Origin of the sequence: Phascolarctobacterium sp. ET69 (genome assembly GCF_023336935.1) — a bacterium.
Lineage (GTDB): Bacteria > Bacillota > Negativicutes > Acidaminococcales > Acidaminococcaceae > Fusicatenibacter_A > Fusicatenibacter_A intestinipullorum.
Window position 1 is genome coordinate 83,964 of record NZ_JAMBLR010000005.1, and the last position, 19,682, is coordinate 103,645.

Sequence of the window (19,682 nt, forward strand, 5' to 3'; positions counted from 1 at the left end):
AACGAAGTTAATTATACAGCAGTAAAATCTGTTTGTCAACAGTTTTTTTAATTAATTTTAAAAAATTCCCAAAACAATCTGGCTTATATTTTTGGAATGGTCGGAAACGCGCTTCAGATTTATCAAAATTTCCATCATCATAAACCCGGCAACAGGGTCGCAGCGTTTTTCGTTAAGGCGTACAATATGGTTTTTGCGGATTTCTTTCTGCGCTTTTTTAACCTGACGGCAAATATCCCACGCTTCCTGCGCCAGCACCTTATCGTTATTGGCAAGCGCTTCCATGGCTTTGCCGCTGGCCTGCATAACCAGTTCGCCCAAAGCGCGCAGTTCGGTTTTGGCTTCTTCGCTGAATTTAACATCATCTTCAAACATGCGGCGGGCATCTTTGGCAAGCGCTTCGCCGTGGTCGCCTATACGCTCAATATCCGTGCAGGCGTGCAGCAGCCTTGTATGCATTGCCGAAAGTTCGGCGCCCATTTCCTTTTCGCTCATTTTGGTAAGGTAACGGGTTATATCTTCTTCAAGCGCATCAATTACAGGCTCATGCTCCAGTACGTATTTAATTTTATTTTCGTCCTTGTCTTCCAGTGCCTGCATGCCAACTTCAACATTATGGCGTGCCATGTTGCCCATGCGCACAATTTCCTTAACGGCAAGCCCCATGGCAATGGAAGGAGTTACCAGCATTTTCTCATCAAGATATGCAGGTTTGCGCGAAATAATTTCGCCTTTGCCCGGCAGGCATTTTTCTATAAATTTAATGTATAAACCGGTAAACGGCATAAACAGCAGCGTATTTACCACGTTAAACGCCGTATGCGCGTTGGCAATCTGGCGGGCTATATCGTCCGCCGGGGAAATTGCCAGCACCAGTTTTATAAACAGCCCCATAAAGGTTATAAAAATAATGCTGCCGATAAAGTTAAACATTACATGCGCCAGTGCTACCCTTTTGGCCGTAATATTGGCACGCAGCGAAGCAAGCACCGCCGTAATGCAGGTGCCGATATTATCGCCCAGAAGCACGGGAATTGCGCCTTCCAGCGGAATAAGCCCCTGATTGGCAATGGCAATTAAAACGCCGATTGTTGCGCTGCTGGACTGAATGACCATGGTCATTACAAGGCCTACGCCCACGCCGAGAATCGGGTTATCGGAAAAGCGGCCGATAAAATCAATAAAGCCCTGGTATTCGCGCAGCGGCATTACGGAATCGCTCATCATTTCCATACCCAGCATTAAAATGCCGAAACCCAAAATTACCTGGCCGATATATTTGCCGCGCTGGCGTTTTGCCAGAAGATGCACGGCAAAACCGATAGCAAGAAACAGAGTGATGTAATCGGTAAGCTTAAAGGCAATAAGCTGTGCCGTCATGGTGGTGCCGATATTGGCACCCATTACAACGCCGAAGGCCTGCTTTAAATTCATCAGCCCTGCGTTTACAAAACCAACCGTCATTACCGTTGTGGCACTGCTCGACTGCAAAATACCTGTTACAACGGCGCCAAGCGCAACAGCCACCGGCAGAACGCCTGTCAGCTTTTCCAGTATTTTTTGCAGTTTCTCGCCTGCGGCACGCTGCAGGCCTTCGCCCATAAGCTGCATGCCGTATAAAAATAACGCCAGTCCTCCCAAAAATCCGAAAAAGTAAACCATAAGCCCTCCTGTAAGTTGTTTAACTTAATTTTTACTTATACTTTACATTTATTATACAAGATTAAAGAGGAATGGCACAAGTGATTTTCATTTATTTTGTAACAGATAATACAAAAGGCCCTGCAATTTGCAGAGCCCCGTTTATTATGCGTTTGCCTCTCCGGCAGGTTTATAATGTTTTTCTTTCCATTTTTCAAATTCCATATACACAACCGGCACAACCAGAAGTGTAAGCATGGTTGAAGTGATGAGGCCGCCAACAAGCACCACGCCCATGGACTGGCGCAGCTCCGCGCCTTCGCCAATGCCCATGGCGATAGGCAGCATGCCTAAAATTGTTGAAAGCGTTGTCATCAATATCGGGCGCAGGCGCAGTGAGCAGGCTTCCAGCGTTGCGCTGCGTATATCAAGCCCTTTTTCGCGCTGCTGGTTGGCATAGTCAATCAGCAAAATGGCGTTTTTGGTAACAAGGCCCAAAAGCATGGTAAAGCCAATCATACTCATCATGTTGGCCGTCTGCCCCGCCATTAAAAGGCCAAGCACGGCGCCCACTACAGCAAACGGCAGCGAAGCCATAATAATTACCGGCTGGCTGAAGCTTTCAAACTGCGCCGCCAGAACCATATAAACAACTACAACCGCCAGCACAATGGCCTTAACAATTTCGTTAAACGAACGCGACATTGTATCGGCTTCGCCAATCAGCTTATAGTTGTAGCCCTGCGGCATATTCATGCTGGGTATCAGCTCGTTTTGTATTTTGGCAATCAGTTCGCCCGGAGATGTGCCTACCGTGTTGGCGTAAACAACAATCTGGCGCTGCTTGTCCTCGCGTTCAATACGCGTAGGGCCGCTGCCAAGGCTTATATCGGCAACGTCGCCAAGCCGGATGAACTGCCCGTCCGGCGAAGATACGCGCAGATTTTTAACGTCATTAATATCGGTACGCTTGCTTTCCGGCAGCTGCAAAATAATATCGTAGTCATTATCGCCGATTGTAAAGCTGTTGCCGGTGCTTTTGCCCATAAAGGCCATTTCCACAACTTCGCCGACGGAATAAGAATCGAGCCCCAAAAGGCTGGCGCGCGCCTGGTCAAGCCTGATTAAAATTTCCGGCTGTTCGTCCGAATCGGAAATATCGACATCCGTTGCACCCGGAACCTTACGCACCAAATCGGCAAGCTCCAGCGCGTATTCTTTAAGCTGTTTAATATCGCTGCCGCGCAGGCCAATCTGCACCGGCCTGCTGTCGCCGCGGCCGCGCCCCTGATTGGACACTACCGTAACGCTCAGGCCCTGAACGTTGCGCACTTCGGCACGCAGGTCATCCATAATCTGCTGCATGGTGCGGTCACGCTCGTTACTCGGCACAAGGCGGATATCAATAGAACCCTGGTTTACCGGGTTGCGCCCGTTGCCGATATTCAGCGCCGCTATTTTTACTTCCGGCATGGCCGTTATTTCTTTTTGCAAAGGTGTTGCCAGTGCTACCGTTTTTTCCATACTGGTGCCGATAGGCGCTTTAAAATTAACGGTAAACTCGCCGGAATCATACGTCGGCTGGTATTCCGTACCTACAAACGGCAGCAGCACAATATTCATTGCCAGCGAAACTATACCGGCGGCAATAACTTTTTTGGGGTTGTTCAGCGCCGCTTCCATAATGCCGCTGTACAAACCGCGGAAAATCTGAAAGCCCGCTTCAAATTTATCAAGCGCCAGCTGCACATATTTGTTGCGGTGGCTTTCACCAGGCTTTTCTTCTTTCAGCCAGTAGGCGGAAACCATTGGCGTAAGCGAAAACGCTACCAGAGTGGAAAACGCTATGGCAAAGGCAACCGTTAAGCCAAACTGTTTAAAATACTGGCCGATAATTTCGCCCATGCTGCCAACCGGCACAAACACTGCCATTAACGACAGCGACGTTGCCAGTATTGCCAGGGAAATTTCCTGCGGCGCTTCTTTGGCTGCCACAAACGGCGTTTTGCCCATTTCGATATGACGGAAAATGTTTTCGATTACAACAATCGCGTCGTCTATCAAAATGCCTACCGCAAGGCTCAGCGCCATCAGCGACATGTTGTTCAAGGTAAAATTCATTGCCTTCATCATAAAGAAGGTTGCAATTATTGATGTTGGTATGCACAGGCCGCCGATAATGGTGGCGCGGAAGTTGCCGAGAAACATATAAGTTATAAACAGCGCCAGCGCGCCGCCGAAGAAAATCGTGTTCCACACGTCGGCAATGTTTTCGCGTACGTAGGTAGACTGGTCGCGCACAATATCAACCTTAATATCGGGCGGAATTACGCGCTGTTTAAGTTCTTCCATTTTGGCGTTAACGCGGTCGGTAACGTCAACCGTGTTGGTTTTGGATTGTTTGCGCACGAAGGTCATAACGCAGGGCACGCCGTTGGCACTGGCAAAGGTGTCTTCATCTTCCCAGCCGTCAATAACGTCCGCCACGTCGCCAATGTACACGGCTTTGCCATTATGGTTGGCAATAACAACTTTTTTAATATCGTCGATATTGCTGTATTTGCCAATGGTACGCACGGTTATTTCCATGTCGTGGTTTCTGGCTTTGCCGCCCGGAGTATTGTAGTTTTCGTCATCTACCTTCTGCAGCAGGTCCTGAAACGAAATTCCGTATTCCATTAATTTATCGGGCTTTGCCACAAGGCGTATTACACGCTGGCTGGCGCCTACCGCAGTTACTTCGGCAACGCCTTCAACCATCTGCATTTCGTCAAGAATGCTGTCTTCTATCAAACGGCGTATTTCGCCGCGGCTGCGCGATTCGGAAGAAAACGTGTACGCAACAATAGACTGGGAGGTTAAATCAACCGTTTGTACTACCGGTTCGTCGATATCGTCCGGCAGACGGTTGCGCACACTGGCAACCTTTTCGCGCACTTCGCTGGCCATAGCCTGCGGGTCAACGCCCATGTTAAACTCCAGTACGGTTTCGCTGTAGCCTTCAAGCACGGTACTGGAAATGGTTTTATAGCCTGCAACCTGGCTGACGCGGTTTTCTATCGGCTTGGTAATAAGCGTTTCCATTTCTTCCGGCGAAGCGCCGTCGTAAGTAACGCGCACGCTGACGATAGGCATATCAACGTCAGGGTTCAAATCTACGCCGATTTCCGGGTAGCAGCGGATGCCGAACACTACAAGCAGTAAAATAAACATGGTAGTAAAAACCGGCCGGCGGATAAAAGTCTCTATCATAATTAATTACCTGCCTTATCAGTAACTACCTTGCTGCCTTCGCGCAGCTTGTTGTGCCCTTCGGTTACAATTACTTCATCGCCTTTCAGTCCGCTTAAAACTTCGGCAACCTTGTCGTCCGTATAGCCAATGTCAAGCACCTGGCGGCGCACGGTGTTATCATCTTCCACAATAAATACGGTTTTCTGGTCATCACGCATTACAATGGCGTAAACCGGTATTGTAAGCACATTCTGCCTGGGCTGCGCAGTAAGCTTTACCGTTGCAAAAACGCCTGCCAAAAGCCCTTCGGTGTTGTCAACACTTACTTCGGCGGCAAAGGTATGCGCAGGTAAATCGGCAACAGGGGCAATGCGCGTTATTCTGCCGATAATTTTATGCCCGGCAAAGGCAGGCAATTCTATTTCGGCTTCGTTGCCAACGGATACGCCGCTGATATTGCCTTCCGGAATATTAATAACGGTTTTTAAAACGCTGATATCGGCAATGGCAAAAAGCGGGGTGCCTGCCGTTGCGTAATAACCCTCCTGATGGTAGCGCTTGGAGATAATGCCGTCAGCCGGGGCTGTTATTACAGTACCTTCAAACTGTGATTCCATAGCCTGCACGGTGCCGCGGGCTGCATCCAGCTTGGCAGCTGCGTTGTCACGCGCAAAAGCGTAATCGTCGGCAACCTGTTCGGAAACCGCACCCTGTTTATATAAAGCGCTGTAACGTTCAAGGTCGCGCTCGGCCTTGCGGAGATTGGTCTGCGCGTCCATGTAATTGCCGCGCGCCTCACGCAGGGCAGCGTCAGTATCGCGCTGTTCCAGTTCCGCCAGCACCTGCCCTTTGGTTACACGGTCGCCCTCATTAACATATACACGCTCCACACGTCCGTCAACCTTGGCGGCAACATCAGCCTGCCACTCCGGGTCAAGGCTGCCGCTGAACTCCAAAAGCGGGGTAATCGTCCTGCGCTCCGGCTTTGCCGTAACAACTGCCACCGCCTGCACGCGCGACATTCTTTCCGCACGGGCGCGCTCCGTTTGTATATTATCAAAAATACGGTAACAAACAATTAAAACAACGGCAATGCAAATGCCGATTAAAATTTTCATATTACGGTTATGCCAATCCATAGTACGCACCCAACCTTCTGCAAGTATAAGTTATTTTAATTATATAACTTTTTAAACTGTTTTAGCAAACAAATATCCTTGCATTAATGAAACAATTGTGTAAAATTGCTTAATAAATTCTGCTTGCGCTTAATTCTGCGGCGAATTATAATGGCTTTGGGAGGCGAAATTATGGAAGCAATGTCACTTTTTGAAAACAATTTATCACAGCCGCTGGCGGCAAGGCTGCGCCCAAAAACGCTTGACGAATACGTTGGCCAGACCCACCTTTTGGGCAAGGGCAAAGTGCTGCGCCGTTTAATTGAAAGCGACCAGATTTCCTCCATGATTTTCTGGGGGCCTCCCGGCGTGGGCAAAACCACGCTGGCGCGGATTATTGCTAACACCACCAAAGCGGCGTTTATTGATTTTTCGGCCGTTACAAGCGGCATTAAAGAAATACGCAGCGTAATGCAGAAGGCGGAAGAAAACCGCCGTTACGGCGAAAAAACCATTGTTTTTGTAGACGAAATACACCGTTTTAACAAAGCCCAGCAGGATGCGTTTTTGCCCTTTGTGGAAAAAGGCAGCATTATTTTAATAGGCGCAACAACGGAAAACCCTTCGTTTGAAGTTAACAGCGCATTATTAAGCCGCTGCAAGGTTTTTGTTTTGCAGGAACTTAAAACAGAGGAGCTTGTGCAGCTTTTAAAACGTGCCTTAACAGATGAAAAAGGCTTTGGCACACAGAAAATTAACATTGAAGATGAACTTTTGGAAATGATAGCCGTTTTTGCCAACGGCGATGCCCGCACTGCGCTTTCCACATTAGAAATGGCAGTATTAAACGGCGATATGGACACAGGCGGCGCAACGACGGTAACACGCGAAACGCTGGAACAATGCACCTCAAAAAAATCGCTGCTGTACGATAAAACAGGTGAAGAACATTATAATTTAATTTCCGCACTGCATAAATCCATGCGCAACAGCGACCCGGACGCGGCCGTGTACTGGCTGGCACGCATGCTGGAAGCAGGCGAAGACCCGCTTTACATAGCGCGGCGCGTTACGCGCTTTGCCAGCGAAGATATCGGCCTTGCCGACCCCAAAGCACTGGAAATTGCCGTTGCCGCCTACCACGCCTGCCATTTTATCGGCATGCCGGAATGCAGCGTGCATTTAACGCAGGCCGTGGTGTATATGTCAGTCGCGCCAAAATCCAACGCACTTTATATGGCGTATGAACACGCCAAGCGCGACGCCGCCAAAATGCTGGCCGAGCCTGTACCGCTTGTTATCCGCAATGCGCCCACAAAACTGATGCAGGAACTTAACTACGGCAAAGGCTACCAGTACGCGCACAACACGGAAGAAAAACTTACCAATATGCAGTGCCTGCCCGATTCGCTTCTGGGAACGGAATATTACAAGCCAACAACGCAGGGGCTGGAAGCACGCGTAAAAGCACGGCTTGATGAAATAATGCGCTGGAAGCGTGAGCACGGCGGCAGGTAAAGAACAGCAAAAAGTAATATAATATGCAAAAAGCCAAAGCACTACTTTAAGCAATGCTTTGGCTTTTATTATTTAAATTATTTTATTGGCAGCCAGTTTGTTCAAAAATCCAAAAGGGTTGTGCTGTGAAGCAGTAGTTAAAACTGCGGCGGCTTAATTTATAACAATAACCTACGAGAGTCCGGTGCCATGCCCGGACGGAATCGACGAAGCCGCAGATTTTAACAATGCTGAAAAGTATAACCCTTTTGATTTTTTCTGTTAAAGGTTCATAAATTTTGCTCATCATTCAATCGCAAAATTTGCGTAACTTCGCTGGCACAATTATTGCCTTCGCTATCACTTGGCACTAATTGACGGCTCAGTTAAAAATACACTTTTTTATCTACCGGCGCGGTAGAAGCAATAAGTTTGCCTTTGCGGTAATTACGCAGCACCGGCGCATTGTTGTTTAATGCGTCATACCAGTTTTTGGCGTCAAGAATAATAAAGTTTGCCTCTTTGCCGACCGCAATGCCGTAAGCATCGCCCAAATGCAGGGTGCGGGCAGCATTTTCTGTAACAAATTTATAAGAATTGCAAATTTCTTCATAGCCAAGCATGTGCCCGGTATACAGCCCCATAAATACCTGGTCGCGCATATTGGCATTGCCAAGCGGGTTCCAGGGGTCAAAAATATCATCCGAGCCGAAAGAAACATTAATGCCTTCGGCGGTAAGTTCTTTTACGCGCGTCATGCTGCGGCGTTTGGGGTAAGTATCCGCACGTCCGCCCAAATGCACATTAACGCACGGATTTGCCACAAAGTTGATGCCGGACATTTTTAAAAGACGCATCAGGCGAATCATATAAGCGTTGTTGTAGCTGTGCATGGCAGTTGTATGCGAAGCCGTTACCATATCACCCATGCCGGTTTCATAAGCGCGGGCGGCAACAGTTTCCAGCCCGCGGGATGCCTCGTCGTCAATTTCATCGCAGTGTACGTCAATCAGTTTGCCGTATTTCTGCGCCAGTTCAAAGCAGATGTTAAGCGATTCAACAGAATATTCACGGGTAAATTCAAAATGCGGAATGGCACCGGCAGCATCGGCACCCATTTTCAGTGCTTCTTCAAGCAGGCCTTTGCCGTTGGGGTAACTTAAAATTCCGTACTGAGGGAAAGCAACGATTTGAATGTCAATATAATCCTTAACTTCCTCGCGCAGTTCCAAAATTGCACGCAGGGCGGTCAGTTCCGGGTCGTTAATATCTACATGGGTGCGCACATATTGAATGCCGTTACCTGCCTGCAGGCGTAGTGCCTTATTTACACGGTCTTTTACTTCCTGTTTGGTAAGGAAAGGCTTATATTCTTCCCAGCGCTGAATACCTTCAAACAGCGTGCCGGATAAATTCCAGTGCGGGCGTCCTGCCGTAAGGCAGGTATCGAGATGTACGTGCGATTCCACGAAAGGCGGCAGCACCATTTTTCCGGCACAGCAATCAACCACTTCTTCACCGGGCAGCGCTTCCAGCTGAGGAGCAATAGCGGCAAATTTACCATCCGTAACGCGGATATCTACCGTTTCCGTGGCATTTGCCAGATACAGTTTTTGCAGCAGCATAACAATTCATCCTTTCTTTACAGTTATTATTTATTTTTGCCAAGCATTTCGCCGATAAAGAAGAATGCAGCAGCAACCACCATGGCATTAATGGCGGCAATGCCCCACTGCAGCAGGTTTGCACAGGCAGCGCCAACTATAATACCGGCAATGTTGAACCAGTTAATGGTATATTCGTTAAAATCGCTGCCGAATTTTTTATGGTTAAAGAAATAATCTAAAATAACGATAATGCCAATCGGCGGCAGAGCGCAGTTAAGAATGCTGAGCCAGCTTACAAAATTGTAATAAAGCCAGATTGCAAGCGCCGTGCCGATAATGCCGGAAATCCATGTAGTCCATTTCATGCGTACTTTGGAAATATTGGAAATGGCAAGGCCGCCGGTGTAAAGAGCATTATTATTGGTAGTCCAGATATTGGCACCAAGTACAATCAAAGCCGGAATGGCAAGGCCCTGTGCAATCATAACGTAGAAAATATCATCCTTGCCTGTATAAGCGCCGCCAACCGCGCCAAAGCAGAACATCAGCGTGTTGCCTAAAAAGAAGGCAATAACCGTAGTCCATACGGCAATACTGCTGTTTTTGGCAAAACGTATAAAGTTAGGCGTTGCAGTACCGCCGGAAATAAAAGAGCCAATAACATAGCCAATGCCGGTAAACAGGGTAATCTGCCCGGCAGACTGCGCAAAAATGTAAGCCAGCCCGCCGCCTTCTGCGGCAGCAGTAACCATGGAATAAACGCCCAGAATAATGATAAGCGGAACGGAAATATAGCTGACAATTTCCAGAGCCTTCATGCCGGTGGCTGCAGTTGCCGTCATTAAAAGGCCGGCAATAATTGTCAGAGTCCATTCGTTCATGCCCATAAGTTCCGCCGCAGGAATGGAAAACATTGCCACGCCTACGCCGAACCAGCCGATTTGCGTAAATCCCAAAATAGCAGACGAAAGATAAGAGCCCTTGCTGCCAAAAGTACGGCGGCAGAGCAAATCCATATTCAAACCGGTTTTAGACCCAATAAAAGCCAGTACACCGCAGTAAGCCGACAGGATAATACCGCCAATCAGGCAGGCCCATACAAAGCCTGATAAATCGAGCCCATTACCCAACTTTGCGCCAACGCTCATACTTGCCGAGAAAAACGTGAACCCCAGCATAACGAAGAACATTTGCCAAAAGCCCTTGCGTGCTGAATCAGGCACGGCCTCCAGCGAATAATCCGCATCCACAGGAGCGGATGTGTTTTGCTTAACAGATTTTTCCATTGATTGTACCACCTTCCAAAAATATCTTTTTTGGGGGCAGAGAGCTTTTTTCTGCCCCTGCGCAATACCTAATATACTATACCATTGCAGGCATGCTTTGTCCACAAGTTAAAAGAAAAATAACCTGCACAAATACCGGCACTTTTAAGCTAATGCCCATTGTTTAATTCATTCGGGCATAAAAAAAGCAGCCTGTTTTACAAGCTGCTTCATTGCATTTTTGGTGCGGTTGGTGGGATTTGAACCCACACGGGTCTCCCCGCCACCCCCTCAAGATGGTGCGTCTGCCGTTCCGCCACAACCGCATTGGGGTATTGCTATTAAATTAAATGGTGCGGTAGAGAGGATTTGAACCTCCACGGGGTTGCCCCCACTAGCTCCTGAGGCTAGCGCGTCTGCCGTTCCGCCACTACCGCGTCAACATTGATTATTATAGCGCGCAAAAATCAATCTGTCAATACTTTTTTATTTTATTTTTATAATAAAGATAATATTTGTCGCGGTCGCGCAAAACTTTTTTTACATACTCGCGCGTATCCGGGTAAGGTATGTCTTCAATGCGGTTAAAATCATAGTTCCAGCCGTTTTCCTGCATCCACGCGCGCGTGTTGCCGCGCCCCGCGTTATAGGCAATCATCATCAGCACCCAGTTGCGCTGAAATTCATACTCCAGTTCGCCCAGATACCAGCAGCCAAGCCGCACGTTATATTCCGGCCTGCGCAAAGCTTCCATGTCAAAATGGTCAAGCCCCATCTGCGCAGCAATCCATTCGCCGGTTTCCGGCATAATCTGCATCAGCCCCACGGCACCGGCATGCGATACAGCTTCAGTATCAAACCCGCTTTCGTTTTTTATAACTGCCGCAACCAAAAATGGGTCGATTTTGTTTTTGGAGCTGTACTCCAAAATTTCGTTCTGGTAGGGCCACATATAAACAAAGCGCGTCTGCACGGCTTCGCTGCTCCATATTTTCATACCGGCTCCACCTATGAGAAAAATGGCAGCAGCAACCATTAAGAATTTTACCCACCATCTGTCGATAAATTTTTTCTTTTTCCGCCTGCCCAACTTATGCCTCCGCCGTAAAATTTTTCCATGCTGCGGCAACGGCTTTTTCCGTTTCGGCAAAGGTGCCGCTGTTGTCAATTACAAGGCTGGCATAAGCCTTTTTTTCTTCCAGCGTCATCTGCGCTGCAATGCGTGCCTTAACTTCTTCGCGCGTCATGTTGCTGCGTGCCATGGCACGTTCTATCTGCGTTTCGCTGTCTACGGCAACAAGCCACACGGCATCCACATCTTTATACCAGCCGCATTCAATTAAAAGCGGTACGTCAAGCACTGCCGCCGGCAGATTTTTACTGCGGCATTCTGCCAGAAAGCTCTGCGCTGCCGCCAGTACGTTTTTATGAATGATTGCTTCCAGTTTTTTCAGCGCTTCTTTATCGTGGAAAACAAGTTCCGCCATTTTGGGGCGGTTAAGCTCGCCGCCATCCGTAAGGTATTCAATGCCAAAGGTAAGGGCTATTTCGTTAAGCGCAGCACGCCCTTTGGCAACCAGAGCGCGGCTTTCAGCGTCAGCGTCAAACACAGGCGCGCCAAGGCTGCGCAGTAAATTTGCAATTGTACTTTTACCCGAGGCTATGCCCCCTGTTAAACCTATTACTTTCATTTCTTCACCGTTTTATTTTTGGCAGTGCGGGCAGTATGTTGTGCCTCGCCCGCCTACTTTGGTGCCCAAAAGTTCGCCGCCGCACATTTTGCAGCACAAGCCTTTGCGCCCATATACCAGCAAATGATTTTGGTTATCGCCCTTGTTGCCTTCGCCGTCTTTGTAATCGCGGAAGGTTGTGCCGCGGTTGGCAATGCCCTGCGCAATAACCTTGTTTATGGCGTCATGCAGGCGGTCAATTTCTTCGTCAGTCAGCGTGTTGGCCGTGCGCATCGGCAAAATGCCGGATAACGCCAGGCACTCGTCGGCATAGATGTTGCCCAGCCCTGCGATAAAAGTCTGCTCCAAAATCAGAGTTTTTATAGGCTTTCTGCTTTTGGCTATAACCGGGCGCATATAATCCGCCGTAAAGCCTTCGCTTAAAGGCTCGGGGCCTAAAGTTTCGTAGCCTTCAATATAAGCGTCATTATTGGTAACAAGATACAACGTGCCAAAGGTGCGGATATCGCAGAACCACATTGTTACGCCGTCCGTCAGTTCAAACTTAATTTTGGCATAAGGCGGCGCAGGTTTCTCCGCTTCCTGCGCAATCAGGCTGCCAGTCATGCGCAAATGCACAATCAGCTTCTGGTTTTCGCCTGTTTTCAGCACCAGGTATTTGCCGCGGCGTCCTACATCAAGAATTGTTTTCCCGGTTAAACCGGCAATAAATTCTTCCGGTGCCGGGTATTTTATCAGCCTTGCAAGGTTAATTTCTATATTTTTAATGGTTTTGCCCTTAATGTGCGGAAGCAGGGTTTTGCGTACCTGCTCCACCTCCGGCATTTCTGGCATGGTAATTCCTCCCTATTTGGCGTCTGCCCAGTTTACGCCGTAGTTAACATCGGCAATCAGCGGTACGCTGAGTTTTACGGCGCTTTCCATAGTTTGTTTTACAAGTGCGCCAACTTCTTCGCGTTCGGCCTCCGTAACTTCAAGCAAAAGTTCGTCGTGCACCTGCAAAAGGATGCGGCTTTTATAACCGCCCTGTTCCAGCATTTTCTGCACGTTCACCATGGCAATTTTTATAATGTCCGCCGCCGTACCCTGTATCGGCGTGTTAATGGCGGTACGCTCCGCAAAGCCGCGCAGGTTAAAATTGCGGCTGTTAATATCCGGCAGGTAACGCCTGCGCCCGAACAGCGTCTGCACATAGCCCTGTTTTTTGGCGCTCGCCACCATATCATCCATATATTTTTTAACGCCGGTGTAGCGTCCAAGATAATTTTCAATATATCTGCCCGCCTCGCCGCGATTGATATCAAGCTGCTTGGCAAGCCCAAAATCGCTGATGCCGTATACAATGCCAAAGTTTACCGCTTTGGCGCGCGTACGCATGGTGCCGGTAACTTCGTCCAGCGGCACGCCAAACACTTCCGCAGCCGTGCGTGCGTGTACATCCTGCCCGTGCAGAAAGCTTTCCAAAAGCAGTTCATCCTGCGCAATATGCGCCAGAACACGCAGTTCTACCTGCGAATAATCGCAGCTTAACAGATAATCGTAACCTTCGCCCGGCACAAAAATTTCGCGTATTTTTTTGCCAAGTTCCGTGCGGGTAGGAATATTCTGCAAGTTCGGGTCGGTGCTGCTCAAGCGGCCGGTAACAGTAACAAGCTGCTGAAAATGCGTATGTATACGCCCTGTAACAGTATTTATCAGCGGGCGCAGCCCTTCAAGGTAAGTGCTGTGCAGCTTCGTCAGCTTGCGGTGTTCCAAAATCGTCCGCACCAGCGGATGCTCGTTGCGTAGCTGCTCCAAAACGGATACATCCGTGGAATAACCTGTTTTAGTTTTTTTAATTACCGGCAGGCCCAGCTTTTCAAATAAAATAGCACCAAGCTGCTTGGTAGATTTTAAATTGAATGTTTCTCCAGCCTGCTCTACCGCCAAAATCTCAAGCGCTGCAATCTGCGCCGCCATTTCTTTGGTTAATTTATCCAAAAGCGCTGCATCCGGCTTAATGCCCGCCAGTTCCATTTTGGCAAGCGTGCGTGCCAGCGGCAGCTCCATTTCTTCATATAATTTTATCTGTTCGTGTTCTGCAAGTTTGGCACGCAGCACAGGCACAAGCTCGGCAACGGTTTTGCATTCCTGCGCATACTCCTGCGTCAGGTACGCTCCGCCAACGGCTTTAATGCTGTATTCGCTGCGCGCAGGGTCAATAAGGTATGCAGCAATGGCAATATCATCCGTTATGCCGCGCGCTTCAACCCCAAGGCACAAAGCAGTTTTAATAATCTTTTTGCTGTCGCAGCAGGCTTTTTGGCAGTTTTCATTTGCCAGCCAGTCATAAAACTGCTGCCAGCCGGGGCACTCGCCTTCAAAAATATAAACGCGCCCATCACATAAAAGCTCCGCACGTTTAAAATATAAATCCGGCAGCGTACCGCCAATTTGTACAGTAAGCGGCGTAACTTCACGCCTTACGGCGATAAGTTTAAACAGTGCTTCCGCATCGTCGGCACTTTTTACAACTTCTTCCGGCAGCCCGGCAGGCTTGTCTTCCACAAAGTCGCCAAACAGGCTGAAATCGCCTTCCGGCGCGCCCATAACGGCATTAAAACGGTCGTACATATTGCGGAATTCCAACCCGGCAAGCAGTTCGCGCGCTTCCGGCTTTAATGCTTTCAATTCATAATTTGCCAAATCCGCATCAACCGGCACATCCGTAAAAATTGTTGCCAGTTTTTTGGAAAGCAGCGCCGAGTCTTTGTTGTTCTGTACTTTTTCGCGCAGTGCCTTGCCGCTGATTTTATCGGCGTTAGCGAGCACATTTTCCACGCTGCCGTACTCGCCAATCAGCTTAAGAGCTGTTTTGGGGCCAACGCCCGGTATTCCGGGAATATTATCCGAAGTATCGCCCATCAGCCCTTTCAGATCAATAAGCTGCTTCGGTTCAAGGCCTTCATATTCTTCTGCGAAAACTTCCGGCGTATAAATTTTAAGGTCCGAAATGCCGCGTTTGGTAAAATATACGCTTGTGCGGCTGCTTAAAAGCTGAAGTTCATCGCGGTCGCCCGTTACAATAATCACGTCCGCGTCCTGCGGCGCGTGTACAGCAAACGTGCCAATGATGTCGTCCGCCTCGTAATTATCAAGTTCCAGCACGGCAATGTTCATTGCCTCCAGCACCTTGCGCGCCAGCGGAAACTGCTCCGACAGCTCGCTCGGCGTCGGCTTGCGCTGCCCTTTGTAATCGGCAAACATCTCCGTGCGGAAGGTTTTGCGGCTTTTGTCAAACGCTACCGCCAGCCACTTGGGCTGTATGTCCGCCAAAAGGCGCAAAAGCATATTGCAAAAACCGTACACAGCACCTGTATGCACACCGCTCTGCGTCGTCAGCGGCGGCAGGGCAAAAAACGCCCTGTGAATCAGGCTGCTGCCATCTATAACTAAAAATTTATCAGCCATGTTTGTTCCTTTCGTTCAATAAATCTAATAATATATTATACCACAAGCAAAGGTGTAGGTAAAATTAATATAACAAAACCACCCTGCTTACTCCAAACGGAATAAACAGGGTGGTTTACTTTACCTATTACAACTTATTAAGCTTTTCTGCTGTTATGCAGTAAAATCAGTTATTAGTAGGCACGTTATTGTATTTTACTTTAACGTCACGGTATCTGCTCATGCCGGTACCTGCCGGAATGAGTTTACCGATAATAACGTTTTCTTTAAGGCCGAGCAGCGGGTCAACCTTGCCTTTAATAGCTGCGTCCGTAAGTACACGGGTGGTTTCCTGGAAGGAAGCCGCAGACAGGAAGGAATCGGTTGCCAGGGATGCTTTGGTAATACCCAGAAGAATCGGATGGCCTTCTGCCGGCTGCAAGCCGCGGTCAAGCATCTCGCTGTTCTGTTCTTCAAATTCACCGATATCAACATATTCGCCCGGCAGCATTGTTGTATCGCCGGCTTCGTCAATACGTACTTTACGCATCATCTGGCGTACCATAACTTCAATGTGTTTGTCGTTAATTTCTACGCCCTGAGATTTGTAAACGCCGAGTACCTGCTGTACCAGATAACGCTGGGTTGCACGCACGCCGCTGATGCGGATAATATCATGCGGATTAAGGGAACCTTCGGTAAGACGGTCGCCTTTTTCGATTTCCTGCCCTTCGGTAACAGCAAGTTTTGCGCCGTACGGAATAGCATAAACTTCTTCCATGCCGTCTTTATCGGTAATGGTAATTTTACGCTGGCCGCCTTCTTCAGCAATATGCACAACGCCGGTGGTTTCTGCCAAAATACCGGGGTGTTTCGGTTTGCGTGCTTCAAACAGTTCTTCAACACGCGGCAAACCCTGGGTGATATCGTCGCCGCCTGCTACGCCGCCGGTATGGAACGTACGCATGGTAAGCTGGGTACCAGGTTCGCCGATTGCCTGTGCTGCAATGGTGCCGACTGCTTCGCCGACATCAACGTTTCTGTCGGTTGCAAGGTTGCGGCCATAGCATTTGCGGCAAACGCCAACTTTAGATTTGCAGTTAAGCACACTGCGGATTTTAACGGTTTCGCGCAGGGCTGCAATTCTGTCTGCCATATCTTCGGTAACATAATCGTTGATATGATAGAGCACTTCGCCGTTTTCATCCAGAATATCTTCGGCAAGGTTACGGCCGACAATACGGTCACGCAGAGATTCGATAACCGTCTGTTTGTTCTTGCCTTCGGTAATAGCACCGATTTCGATACCTTCGATAGCATTGTTGCGCACTTTCATTTCGCGGACAGTACCGTCTGCCAAAATTGCGTCAATCATTGCTTCGGTGTAAGTATCTTTTGCATGTGCCAGCACCTCACCTTCTGCGTTAACAACGTCTTCGGCAACTTCTTTGCCGTTGAAGTGATGCATCAGGTGTTCTTTCATCACCTTGTTGGCATCTTCGCTGCTAATGTTAATCTGAACGGTTTCAGTTGCTTCGCCGTCCATATCATCTGTTGCATACAGGTTAACTTCAAGCACGTGGCCTGCAATAAGTTTATTGTAAATATCTTCCGTAATAACGGTATCTGCTTCGGCAATCAGTTCGCCGGTTACAGGGCTTTCAACGCCGGAAGCAAGGTTACGCCCGATAACGGTTTCGCGCAGTTTGTTCTGGCTTGCGCCAAGGGTTTGTTTGCACAAGCGGCTGCGTTCTTTAACAAGGTTAAAGGTTACAACGTCGCAGTCATCTTCGCGTACAATAACATCCTGCGCAACATCTACAAGGCGGCGGGTAAGGTAACCGGAGTCTGCCGTACGCAGTGCGGTATCTGCCAGGCCTTTGCGGGCACCGTGGGTAGAAATAAAGTATTCCAATACGGTTAAGCCTTCGCGGAAGTTTGCCTTGATAGGACGGTCGATAATACGGCCGGACGGATCAGCCATAAGGCCGCGCATACCTGCCAGCTGACGGATCTGCTGGGTGTTGCCGCGGGCGCCGGAGTCAGCCATCATGTTCAGGGAATTGAATTTATCCATGGTCGCGCTCATCAGTTTTGCGGTAACGTCGTCCGTTGCCTGGCTCCAGATTTCAATAACCTTGCGGTAGCGTTCGTCCTCGCTCATTAAGCCGCGGCGGAACATACGCTCTGTTTTATCAATCTGTTTTTCGGCGTCAGCCAAAATCTGCTGTTTTTCTTTCGGGATTTTAATATCGGATACGGCAATGGAAATACCTGCCTTGCAGGCGTTATCATAACCGTTCTTTTTAACAATATCAAGAATTTCGGCGGTACGCAGGTTGCCAAACAGCTTGTGTGCTTTGGCAACAAGGTTGCCAAGTTCTTTTTTGTTAATAAGTTTGCTTAAATGCCAAACCTTAACTTCTTCGCCTGCAGCATTCTTTTCGGTTTCCTGATGGAAGTACTGCAGTTCTTTCGGCAGGTCTTCGTTAAACATGATATTGCCCGGCGTAGTGGTAACAAGGCTTACGCCTTCGTTCTTTTCTTCACCGTAAATATCTTTGTTAGGTACATAAACCTGAATGCGTGCCTGCAAATCAACAACCTTATGGAAGTATGCCAGCATAGCTTCGTTAATGCTGCTGAAGCGCATGCCTTCGCCTTTGGCTCCTTCTTTCACCATGGTGATGTAGTAAGAGCCCAGAACCATATCCTGTGTAGGTACGGCAACAGGTTTGCCGTCTTTCGGTGCCAGAATGTTGTTAACGGAAAGCATCAGAATTCTTGCTTCTGCCTGTGCTTCCGCGGAAAGCGGCAGATGCACTGCCATTTGGTCACCGTCGAAGTCGGCGTTGAATGCTGTACATACCAAAGGATGCAGTTTGATTGCACGGCCTTCGGTAAGGATAGGCTCGAATGCCTGAATACCGAGTCTGTGCAGCGTCGGTGCACGGTTAAGGAATACAGGATGTTCTTTAATTACTTCTTCCAAAACGTCCCAAACAACATTATTGGCGCGTTCTACCATGCGTTTGGCGTTTTTGATATTGGTAGCCTGTCCGCTCTGAACAAGGCGTTTCATTACAAAAGGTTTAAACAGCTCCAGTGCCATTTCCTTCGGCAGGCCGCACTGGTGCATTTTAAGTTCCGGGCCTACAACGATAACGGAACGGCCGGAGTAGTCAACACGTTTACCCAAAAGGTTCTGACGGAAACGGCCCTGTTTGCCCTTCAGCATATCGGAAAGGGATTTCAGCGGGCGGTTGCCCGGGCCTGTTACCGGACGGCCGCGGCGGCCGTTGTCGATAAGGGCGTCAACTGCTTCCTGCAGCATGCGTTTTTCGTTGCGTACGATAATATCCGGCGCGTTAAGTTCAAGCAAACGTTTCAAGCGGTTGTTGCGGTTAATAACGCGGCGGTATAAATCGTTAAGGTCGCTCGTTGCAAAGCGTCCGCCGTCCAGCTGAACCATCGGGCGCAGTTCAGGCGGAATTACCGGTACAACGTCCAGAATCATCCATTCCGGGCGGTTGCCGGATTTCAAGAAGGCTTCGCATACTTCAAGGCGGCGTACAGCACGGATTTTGCGCTGGCCGCTTACTTCTTTCAGTTCTGCACGCAGTTCTGCGGTAAGTTTGGGCAAGTCAATTTCCTGTAATAAAGTTTTAATTGCCTGAGCGCCCATGCCTACTTTAAATGCGCTGCCGTATTTATCACGGTTTTCAATATATTCGCTTTCGGTCAGCAGCTGTTTTTTAGTCAGCGGAGTGCTGCCCGGGTCTAATACAATGTAGTTGGCAAAGTACAGTACTTTTTCCAGAGAACGCGGGGAAATATCAAGAATTAACCCCATGCGGCTCGGAATACCTTTGAAATACCAGATATGGGATACAGGTGCAGCCAGTTCAATATGGCCCATACGCTCACGGCGTACTTTGGCACGGGTTACTTCAACGCCGCACTTGTCGCAGATAATGCCTTTATAGCGGATTCTTTTATATTTGCCGCAATGGCATTCCCAGTCTTTGGTAGGCCCGAAAATTCTTTCGCAGAACAAACCGTCACGTTCCGGTTTCAAAGTTCTGTAATTGATGGTTTCCGGTTTTTTTACTTCGCCATAGGACCAAGCCCTGATTTGCTCCGGTGAAGCCAGGCCGATACGCATAGATTCAAAATTATTTACGTCTAACAAGAACCGAT

General features: G+C 48.7%; 11 protein-coding genes and 2 tRNA genes. 1 reads left to right on the forward strand and 12 read right to left on the reverse strand.

Translation table 11 applies throughout. The annotated features are described in order from the left end of the window. Nucleotides 1-57: 57 nt before the first annotated feature. From M3079_RS07930 to M3079_RS07940, 3 genes are all read right to left on the reverse strand, one after another. On the reverse strand, nt 58-1,662 hold the full coding sequence (locus M3079_RS07930; protein WP_021715616.1) for a Na/Pi cotransporter family protein: 1,605 nt from the start codon (nt 1,660-1,662) through the stop codon (nt 58-60). A gap of 144 nt (nt 1,663-1,806) precedes the next feature. Next, on the reverse strand, nt 1,807-4,893 hold the full coding sequence (locus tag M3079_RS07935) for an efflux RND transporter permease subunit (RefSeq protein WP_249078526.1): 3,087 nt from the start codon (nt 4,891-4,893) through the stop codon (nt 1,807-1,809). Nucleotides 4,894-4,895: 2 nt separating this feature from the next. Beyond that, nucleotides 4,896-6,014, reverse strand: coding sequence for an efflux RND transporter periplasmic adaptor subunit (locus M3079_RS07940; RefSeq protein ID WP_249078528.1), 1,119 nt, complete (start codon nt 6,012-6,014; stop codon nt 4,896-4,898). Between the two features lie 171 nt (nt 6,015-6,185). Between M3079_RS07940 and M3079_RS07945 the strand changes: the two genes are divergently transcribed. Further along, entirely contained in the window at nt 6,186-7,511 is a 1,326-nt protein-coding gene (locus M3079_RS07945) for a replication-associated recombination protein A (RefSeq protein WP_249078530.1), read from the forward strand. A gap of 365 nt (nt 7,512-7,876) precedes the next feature. Here the strand turns inward: M3079_RS07945 and codA are convergent, their stop codons facing one another. The 9 genes from codA to rpoC form a co-directional block, all read right to left on the reverse strand. Beyond that, on the reverse strand, nt 7,877-9,115 hold the full coding sequence (gene codA, locus M3079_RS07950) for a cytosine deaminase (protein ID WP_249078533.1): 1,239 nt from the start codon (nt 9,113-9,115) through the stop codon (nt 7,877-7,879). A gap of 26 nt (nt 9,116-9,141) precedes the next feature. Next, the gene (gene codB, locus M3079_RS07955; protein ID WP_249078535.1) at nt 9,142-10,383 is read right to left on the reverse strand and encodes a cytosine permease; all 1,242 of its coding nucleotides are present in this window, start codon (nt 10,381-10,383) and stop codon (nt 9,142-9,144) included. Between the two features lie 221 nt (nt 10,384-10,604). Further along, a tRNA-Leu gene (locus tag M3079_RS07960) sits at nt 10,605-10,688 on the reverse strand. 25 nt (nt 10,689-10,713) lie between these two features. After that, a tRNA-Leu gene (locus M3079_RS07965) sits at nt 10,714-10,799 on the reverse strand. A gap of 38 nt (nt 10,800-10,837) precedes the next feature. Further along, nucleotides 10,838-11,452, reverse strand: coding sequence for a lytic transglycosylase domain-containing protein (locus tag M3079_RS07970; protein WP_249078537.1), 615 nt, complete (start codon nt 11,450-11,452; stop codon nt 10,838-10,840). A 1-nt stretch (nt 11,453) separates the two neighbouring features. Further along, nucleotides 11,454-12,053 carry a dephospho-CoA kinase gene (gene coaE, locus M3079_RS07975; RefSeq protein ID WP_021716151.1) on the reverse strand — a complete coding sequence of 200 codons (600 nt, stop codon included), beginning with the start codon at nt 12,051-12,053 and terminating at the stop codon, nt 11,454-11,456. A gap of 12 nt (nt 12,054-12,065) precedes the next feature. After that, nucleotides 12,066-12,887, reverse strand: a complete 822-nt coding sequence (mutM, locus tag M3079_RS07980; RefSeq protein ID WP_249078538.1) for a DNA-formamidopyrimidine glycosylase — start codon at nt 12,885-12,887, stop codon at nt 12,066-12,068. 12 nt (nt 12,888-12,899) lie between these two features. Continuing rightward, on the reverse strand, nt 12,900-15,503 hold the full coding sequence (gene polA, locus M3079_RS07985; RefSeq protein WP_249078541.1) for a DNA polymerase I: 2,604 nt from the start codon (nt 15,501-15,503) through the stop codon (nt 12,900-12,902). Between the two features lie 166 nt (nt 15,504-15,669). Next, nucleotides 15,670-19,674 (reverse strand): DNA-directed RNA polymerase subunit beta', encoded by a 4,005-nt coding sequence (gene rpoC, locus M3079_RS07990; protein ID WP_249078542.1) that lies wholly within the window; start codon nt 19,672-19,674, stop codon nt 15,670-15,672. Nucleotides 19,675-19,682: the final 8 nt, after the last annotated feature.